Annotated in this window: 8 protein-coding genes; 6 read left to right on the top strand and 2 right to left on the bottom strand. The window is 71.6% G+C overall.

The features are described 5' to 3' along the window. The coding region (locus tag AB0J52_RS19755) for a CoA transferase (RefSeq protein WP_500183052.1) at positions 1 to 498 on the bottom strand (498 nt) is incomplete at its 3' end. A 174-nt stretch (positions 499 to 672) separates the two neighbouring features. Between AB0J52_RS19755 and AB0J52_RS19750 the strand changes: the two genes are divergently transcribed. From AB0J52_RS19750 to AB0J52_RS19740, 3 genes are all read left to right on the top strand, one after another. Beyond that, the gene (locus tag AB0J52_RS19750; protein ID WP_500183051.1) at positions 673 to 2,388 is read left to right on the top strand and encodes an LLM class flavin-dependent oxidoreductase; all 1,716 of its coding nucleotides are present in this window, start codon (positions 673 to 675) and stop codon (positions 2,386 to 2,388) included. 173 nt (positions 2,389 to 2,561) lie between these two features. After that, positions 2,562 to 3,533: a hypothetical protein gene (locus AB0J52_RS19745; RefSeq protein WP_500183050.1), complete on the top strand. Its 972-nt coding sequence runs from the start codon at positions 2,562 to 2,564 to the stop codon at positions 3,531 to 3,533. Beyond that, positions 3,530 to 3,757, top strand: a complete 228-nt coding sequence (locus AB0J52_RS19740) for a hypothetical protein (RefSeq protein ID WP_500183049.1) — start codon at positions 3,530 to 3,532, stop codon at positions 3,755 to 3,757. Before AB0J52_RS19745 ends, AB0J52_RS19740 begins: the two co-directional genes overlap by 4 nt. Before the next feature lie 59 nt (positions 3,758 to 3,816). On the opposite strand, the gene AB0J52_RS19735 is transcribed toward AB0J52_RS19740, so the two are convergent. Continuing rightward, the gene (locus tag AB0J52_RS19735) at positions 3,817 to 4,584 is read right to left on the bottom strand and encodes an inositol monophosphatase family protein (RefSeq protein ID WP_500183048.1); all 768 of its coding nucleotides are present in this window, start codon (positions 4,582 to 4,584) and stop codon (positions 3,817 to 3,819) included. Between the two features lie 179 nt (positions 4,585 to 4,763). On the opposite strand from AB0J52_RS19735, the gene deoC reads away from it, so the two are divergent. The 3 genes from deoC to AB0J52_RS19720 all read left to right on the top strand — a co-directional run. Then, the gene (deoC, locus tag AB0J52_RS19730) at positions 4,764 to 5,678 is read left to right on the top strand and encodes a deoxyribose-phosphate aldolase (RefSeq protein WP_500183047.1); all 915 of its coding nucleotides are present in this window, start codon (positions 4,764 to 4,766) and stop codon (positions 5,676 to 5,678) included. A gap of 2 nt (positions 5,679 to 5,680) precedes the next feature. Then, positions 5,681 to 7,111 carry an aldehyde dehydrogenase family protein gene (locus AB0J52_RS19725; RefSeq protein ID WP_500183046.1) on the top strand — a complete coding sequence of 477 codons (1,431 nt, stop codon included), beginning with the start codon at positions 5,681 to 5,683 and terminating at the stop codon, positions 7,109 to 7,111. Beyond that, positions 7,104 to 7,649 (top strand): aldehyde dehydrogenase family protein (locus AB0J52_RS19720; RefSeq protein WP_500183045.1); only part of this gene is annotated, 546 nt, incomplete at its 3' end. The genes AB0J52_RS19725 and AB0J52_RS19720, both read left to right, overlap by 8 nt.

Raw genomic sequence — 7,649 nt, 5'->3', positions numbered from 1 at the left:
CGCGCACGCCGCCGTCGTCGCCGCCGCCATGTCCGCGACGGGCAGCTCGTCGGCGGCGGGGGACACCGCGTCCGGGCCCAGCGCGCCCGCGTACGCCCGGTAGTTGATGTCATGTCCGGGGACGTCCGCCAACGGCCCCTCGGCTCCGTAGCCGGACAGCGAGCAGTACACGAGCGCCGGGTTGGCGTCCCGCAGACGCGCGTGGCCCACGCCGAGGCGGTCCGCCACTCCCGGGCGGAAGCCCTCGACGAACACCTCGGCTTCGCGGGCCAGTTCGAGGCAGCGGGCGAGGCCCTGCCCGGACTTGAGATCCAGTGCCATGCTCCGCTTGCCCTGGTTCAGGACGTCGAAGTGCGACCGGAACGCGCGCATGGGCTCCCCGCCGGGCGGCTCCACCTTGATCACGTCCGCGCCGAGCTGCCCCAGCAGGCGCGTCGCGTAGGGGCCGGGCCGCCACATGGTGAGGTCCAGCACCCGCAACCCATCCAGCGGCCCCATCGCGCCCTCCCGGTTCCGCGTGCCAGCGTCTCGTCTCCCCTCGACGCTAGTCAAGCGAGCGCTTGGTTGAATTGTTCGGGTGCGGGTGTTGACGGGTGGGGCGCCGGGGGAGACGCTGGCCGTGGGCGGACCATGTCGGCCAGGCCGTCGTGCCTGGTCAGGACGGTGGAGGTGGTGGAGATCAGGTTCTCACTCTTCTACGAGCACCAGCTTCCGCGGCCGTGGGACGACGGGCAGGAGCTGCGCCTCTACCAGGACGCGCTCGACCAGATCGAGATCGCGGACCAGGCCGGGTTCGACATCGTCTGGGAGGTGGAACACCACTTCCTTGAGGAGTACAGCCACTCGTCCGCGCCGGAGGTGTTCCTCGCGGCGGCCTCCCAGCGGACGAAGCGGATCCGGCTCGGGCACGGGATCGTCCAGCTGCCGCCCGCCGTCAACCATCCGGCGCGCGTCGCCGAGCGGATCGCGACGCTCGACCTGGTGTCGGGCGGGCGGGTCGAGTTCGGCACGGGCGAGTCGTCCTCCAGCGCCGAGCTGGGCGGGTTCGGGGTCCGGCGCGGCGAGAAGCGGGCGCAGTGGCAGGACGCGATCGACGCCGTCACGCGCATGTTCGTCGAGGAGCCGTTCGCGGGCTGGAACTCGCCGCACCTGCGGATGCCGCCGCGCAACGTGGTGCCCAAGCCCGTCCAGAAGCCGCATCCGCCCCTGTGGGTGGCGTGCTCGCGCCGCGAGACCATCCAGTTCGCCGCCCGGAACGGCATCGGCGCGCTCTCGTTCTCGTTCGTCGAACCCGAGGACGCCGCCAAGTGGGTGGACGAGTACTACCGCATCATCGAGTCGGACGAATGCGTCCCGGCGGGTTTCTCCGTGAACCCCAATGTCTGCGTCGTCCTGCCCATGATGCTGCACGAGGACGAGGCGACGGCGATCGACCGCGGTATCGACGGCGCGCATTTCTTCGGATTCGCGCTGGCGCATTATTACGGGACCACTCCGCACGACCCCGGGCGTACCGATGTGTGGGAGGCGTTCGAAGAGCGCAGGGCGTCCCAAGGATTCGACCGGGACCAGGTCATCGCCAATGCGCAGGCACTCCGCGTGAACGTCGGATCACTGCGCGGCGCGATCGGAACGCCGGATCAGGTCGCTGATCTGATCCGCCGCTACGAGAACGTGGGAGTGGACCAGATCGGCTTCGTCCTCCAAGTCGGACCGAACAAACACGAGCACATCTGCGAATCGCTCGAACTGTTCGGAAAGGCCGTCCTGCCGCGCTTCACCGAAGGCCGCGAAGAACGCGAGGCGGAGAAGGCGGCGCGCCTGGCCCCGGCCATCGAGCGGGCGCTGGAACGCCGCGCCCCGGCCCGGTCGCTGCCGATCGGCTACCGGATGGACGAGGCCGCCGAGGTGGCCCGCGCGCACCGGGGTCCGCGGCTGCGCCGCCCGACGGTGTCGGACGTCCGGCACGAGGCCCGCGCCCGGGTGCAGCGGGGGCTGTTCAAGATCGTCCACAGTGCGTCGGACGAAGCCATCGAGCGCCGCTTCGGCCCGCGGGCGCAGCGGGTCTTCTTCGGCGCCATGGCCCGCGCGTTCGACCCGTCCATGGCCGGCGGCTTCGAGGGCGACATCGACTTCCGCCTGACCGGCGCGGACGGCTCCGCCTCCACCTGGACCATGGCGATCGCCGACGGCCGCGCCCACGCCCGTCCGGGGCCGTCCCGCGAGCCCGTCGTCACCCTCACGGCGTCCACTCCCGACTTCCTCCGGGTCCTGGCGGGCGACGCCAATCCCGCCACCTTGCTGATGGACAGACGCCTCAGAATCCGCGGCGACTTCGAACTGGCCCCGCGCCTCAGCGAGATGTTCGGCGGCCCGTCGCCATACTGAGCCCGTTTAACCTTTGGACGTCCAAGCATCGACGAAATAGTCACCGCTCCTAAGGGAAGCAGATGTGAATGGCCATCCTCCCCTCACTCGTCGGGAGGGGGTCGAGTGATCAGTTGAGGCCATAAGGTCTTGATTCCAGGTAATCGAACGAACGCGCTGCGTAGCTTCGGGCCATGGTCACCCCGAGACACGAAGCGCTGCACCAGATAGCGCGAGACAACCCGGACACGATCGAGCGGGCGCTGTGGAACGTCCACGGCCTGCGCCTTCCCCCCATCAAGGGCGCCGACATCCTCAACGTCGACCTCACCACCATCGAGGCCGTCGAACGGCGCGTCGACTCCCTGGTCAGACTCCGCACCGAGCGCGGCGACCTCGCGCTGATCTTCGAGGCGCAGCTCGACGACAAGAAGATCAAGAAGAGCCGCTGGCCGTACTACCTCGCCTTCGTGCACGACAAGTACGACTGCGACGTCCTGCTCGTCGTCATCACCCACGACGAGCAGGACGCCCGGCGCTTCGAGGAGCCGATCGTCCTCGGCGTGGACGGCTGGACGAGCATGGTCGTCCGCGTCGTGGTCTTCGGCCCGCACAACGTCCCCCGGCTCACCGACCTGGAGGAGATCCGCGCGGACCCCGTCTTCGCGGTGCTCTCCGCCCTCGTCCACAGCCGTTCCGAGAGGGTGCATGAGACACTGGAACCGCTGGCCCTCGCCCTCAACGAGGTGAAGGAAGCGACCCAGAGGGACCTGAACGAATTCGTCGAAGCCGGCCTCGGCGGTGAGGCCCGTGAACTCTGGAGGCTTTTCGTGAAGACCTACAACCCGCGCTACGTCTCCACCCTCCGCGAGGAGGCCCTCACCGAAGGCCGCGCCGAGGGCCTCGCCAAGGGCCGCGAGGAGGGCCGCGCCAAGGGCCGCGAGGAGGGCCGCGAGGAGGGCCGCGAGGAGGGCCGCGAGGAGGGCCGCGCCAAGGGCGTCGTCCAGGGGCAGGCCGAGGCGCTGCTGCTCATCCTCGACCAGCGCGGGATCGCGGTGTCGGACAAGGCGCGCGACCGGGTGCACGAGTGCGCCGACACGGACGTCCTGCACGACTGGCTGCTGCGCGCTGTGTCGGCCACCACGGAGGAGGACGTCTTCGGGTGACCGCGAACCTCTTCCGGCACGCGTCCGAGGCGCGTGCCAGGGGAGTCCGGGACGGCCGTCTCGAAGGGCAGGCCGAGGGCGTGCTGCTCGTCCTCGAAGGACGCGGTCTGACGGTGTCGAGCGACACCTGCGAGCGCATCCTGGAATGCACGGACCCGGAACGCCTGCGCGACTGGCTGTCGCGCGCCGGGACGGTCGGCTCACCGGACGAACTGCTCCAGTGAACGGCTGAAGGGGCGTGCCGCCGAAACGCGGCGCGCCCCTTCGGTTCGCCCGGCGCGGCTCAGGAGCGTGCCGGGCGGGACCTCAGAGCCGCCAGGAGCTCCGGGTGCAGGAGGCCGTTGCTGACCAGGGCGGCGTCCCGGTCGATGCGGGGCGCGCCGTCCAGATCGGTCAGGCGGCCCCCGGCCTCCTCGACGATGATCTTGGGCGCTGCCAGGTCCCACGGCTTGCCCCACGGATCGAGGGAGGCGTCCAGGCGGCCCTCGGCGACGAGCATCTGGGACCAGAAACCGCCCGATCCCCAGCTGTGGCGTGCGCGGCGGCCCAGCCCGACGATCCCGGGGAGCAGGGCGCGGTCGTCCCAGCGGTCCAGGGCGGCGAACGAGAGGCTCGCGTCCGCCAGGTCCGCCACGGCGGAGACGCGGATGGGCTCGCCGTCGGCGAAGGCGCCGCCGCCCAGGGACGCCCACCAGCGCCGTCCGAGGGCCGGGGCGCTGACGACGCCGACCGTCGGCCGCCCGTCCTGGACGAGCGCGATCAGCGTGGCGAAGACGGGGATGCCGCGGACGAAGTTGGCGGTGTGGTCGACCGGGTCGAGCAGCCAGCAGCGCGGGCCCTGCGTGCCGCCCTCCTCCTCGCCGACGATGGTGTCGCCGGGCCGCTCGCAGGCGAGCACGGTCCGCAGGGCCCGTTCGGTCTCGGTGTCGGCCTCGGTGACCGGGCTGCGGTCGGGCTTGGCCCGGACGCCCAGGTCCGTCCGCCGGAAGTGCCGGAGGGTGATGTCGTCGGCCAGGTCGGCCAGCCCGAGGGCGAGGGCGAGGTCCGTCATGCCGGAAAAGCCTGGCACGCCCTGACAACCGCCCGGGCGGCCGGGCGGCCGGGCGGCCGGATCGTGTACCTGGGGGATGACCAGGGGAAGTGGACGGGACTCCCGCTGGGGAGGTGATCAAGGTCCGGTTTGTGCCGGTGGCGTCCGTGCGTGATCCTGGGGTGGTGTCAACGGAGACTATGCCCACCGGAGTCGAGTTGCGGGGGTTCCTGCACGGACTGCCCGGTGTCGACCAGGTCGGGGCGGACGAGCGGGCCGCGCGCCTCGGCGCGCGGTCGATCAAGACGACGGCCAAGGCGTGGGCGATCGATACGGCGATCTCCATGGTGGACCTCACCACCCTGGAGGGCGCGGACACGGCCGGGAAGGTCCGGGCGCTGTGCGCCAAGGCCGTCCGGCCCGACCCCGCGCAGCCGGACGCGCCCAAGGTCGGAGCCGTGTGCGTGTACCCGGACCTGGTCGGGGTCGCGGTGGACGCGCTGCGCGGCTCCGGGATCGGGGTCGCCTCGGTGGCGACGGCGTTCCCGGCCGGCCGCGCGCCGCTGGAGGCCAAGCTCGCGGACACGCGGGCGGCGGTCGCGGACGGCGCGGCCGAGATCGACATGGTGATCGACCGGGGCGCCTTCCTGGCCGGCGACTACCTCAAGGTCCACGAGGAGATCGTCCGGACCAAGGAGGCGTGCGGCGACGCGCACCTGAAGGTCATCCTGGAGACCGGCGAGCTGCGCACCTACGACAACGTGCGGCGCGCGTCCTGGCTCGCCATGCGGGCCGGGGCCGACTTCATCAAGACGTCCACGGGCAAGGTCTCGCCCGCCGCGACCCTCCCGGTCACGATGATCATGCTGGAGGCGGTGCGGGACTTCCGCGACGCCACCGGCCGGACGGTCGGGGTGAAGCCCGCCGGCGGCATCCGCACCACCAAGGACGCGCTGAAGTACCTGGTCATGGTCAACGAGGTCGCCGGGCCCGACTGGCTGACCCCGGACCTGTTCCGGCTCGGCGCGTCCAGCCTCCTCAACGACCTGCTGATGCAGCGCCGCAAGCTCGCCACCGGGGTCTACTCCGGTCCCGACCACTTCACCCTGGACTGACGATGGACTTCGAGTACGCGCCGGCTCCCGAGTCGCGGAGCGTGGTGGACATCCGGCCCTCCTACGGGCTGTTCGTGGACGGCGAGTTCACCGAGGGGCACGGCGAGCCGATCAAGACGGTCGACCCGTCCAACGAGGAGCCGCTGGCGGAGGTCGCCTGCGCGGACGCGTCGGACGTCGACCGGGCCGTGGCCGCCGCGCGCCGGGCCTTCGAGCAGGTCTGGGGCCCGATGCCGGGCCGCGAGCGCGCCAAGTACCTGTACCGGATCGCCCGGATCATCCAGGAGCGGTCGCGGGAGCTGGCCGTCCTGGAGTCGATCGACAACGGCAAGCCGATCCGCGAGTCGCGCGACGTGGACGTCCCGCTGGTCGCGGCGCACTTCTTCTACTACGCGGGCTGGGCCGACAAGCTCGGCCACGCGGGCTTCGGCGCGGACCCGCGGCCGCTCGGCGTCGCGGGCCAGGTCATCCCGTGGAACTTCCCGCTGCTGATGCTGGCCTGGAAGATCGCTCCGGCGCTCGCGACGGGCAACACGGTCGTCCTGAAGCCGGCCGAGACGACGCCGCTGACGGCGCTGCTGTTCGCGGAGATCTGCCGGCAGGCGGAGCTGCCGAACGGCGTGGTCAACATCGTCACCGGCGCGGGGGAGACCGGCCGCCTGCTCGTCGGGCACGACGGGATCGACAAGGTCGCCTTCACCGGGTCCACCGAGGTGGGCAAGGAGATCGCGCGGACCGTCGCGGGCACCCGCAAGCGGCTGACCCTGGAGCTGGGCGGCAAGGCGGCCAACATCGTGTTCGACGACGCGCCGCTCGACCAGGCCGTCGAGGGCATCGTCAACGCGATCTTCTTCAACCAGGGGCACGTGTGCTGCGCCGGGTCGCGGCTGCTCGTCCAGGAGTCGGTCGCGGACGAGCTGCTGGACCGGCTGAAGCGGCGGATGGCCACGCTGCGCGTCGGCGACCCGCTGGACAAGAACACCGACGTCGGCGCGGTCAACAGCGCCGAGCAGCTGGCGAAGATCCGCGAGCTGGCCGACAGCGGCGAGAGCGAGGGCGCCGAGCGCTGGGCGCCGCCATGCGACCTGCCGCAGCGCGGCTTCTGGTTCGCGCCGACGCTCTTCACCGGCGTCGCGCAGTCGCACCGCATCGCGCGCGAGGAGATCTTCGGCCCGGTGCTGTCCGTGCTGACCTTCCGCACGCCCGACGAGGCGGTCGAGAAGGCCAACAACACCCCGTACGGGCTGTCGGCGGGTGTGTGGACGGAGAAGGGCTCGCGCATCCTGTGGGCGGCCGAGCGGCTGCGCGCGGGCGTGGTGTGGGCCAACACCTTCAACAAGTTCGACCCGGCGTCGCCGTTCGGCGGCTACAAGGAGTCCGGTTTCGGCCGCGAGGGCGGACGGCACGGCCTGGAGGCGTACCTCGATGTCTGAGCGGCTGAGTGTTCGCAAGACCTACAAGCTGTACATCGGGGGCGCGTTCCCCCGCTCGGAGTCCGGACGGTCGTACGTGGTGAACGACGCCAAGGGACGGTTCCTCGCCAACGCCTCGCAGGCGTCCCGCAAGGACGTCCGGGACGCCGTCGTCGCCGCCCGCAAGGCGTTCGGCGGCTGGTCGTCCCGGACGGCCTACAACCGCGGCCAGATCCTCTACCGGATCGCGGAGATGCTGGAGGGCCGCCGGGCGCAGTTCGTCGAGGAGCTGCGCGCCGCCGGGGCCGCCAAGCCCGCCGCCTCGGCCGAGGTGGACGCGGCGGTCGACCGCTGGGTCTGGTACGCGGGCTGGGCGGACAAGATCGGCGCGGTCGCGGGCAACGCCAACCCGGTCGCCGGGCCGTTCTTCAACCTGTCCACGCCGGAGCCGTCCGGCGTCGTCGGGATCGTCGCGCCGGACAGCGCGCTGCTCGGCCTGGTCTCGGTGGTCGCGCCCGCGATCGTCTCGGGCAACACGGCGGTCGTCGTCGCGTCCGAG

The sequence above is a fragment of the Spirillospora sp. NPDC049652 genome (assembly GCF_040675125.1).
Taxonomy (GTDB): domain Bacteria; phylum Actinomycetota; class Actinomycetes; order Streptosporangiales; family Streptosporangiaceae; genus Spirillospora.
Note: the sequence above shows the minus strand (reverse complement) of the source record. Positions and strands in the feature narration are given on the sequence as shown.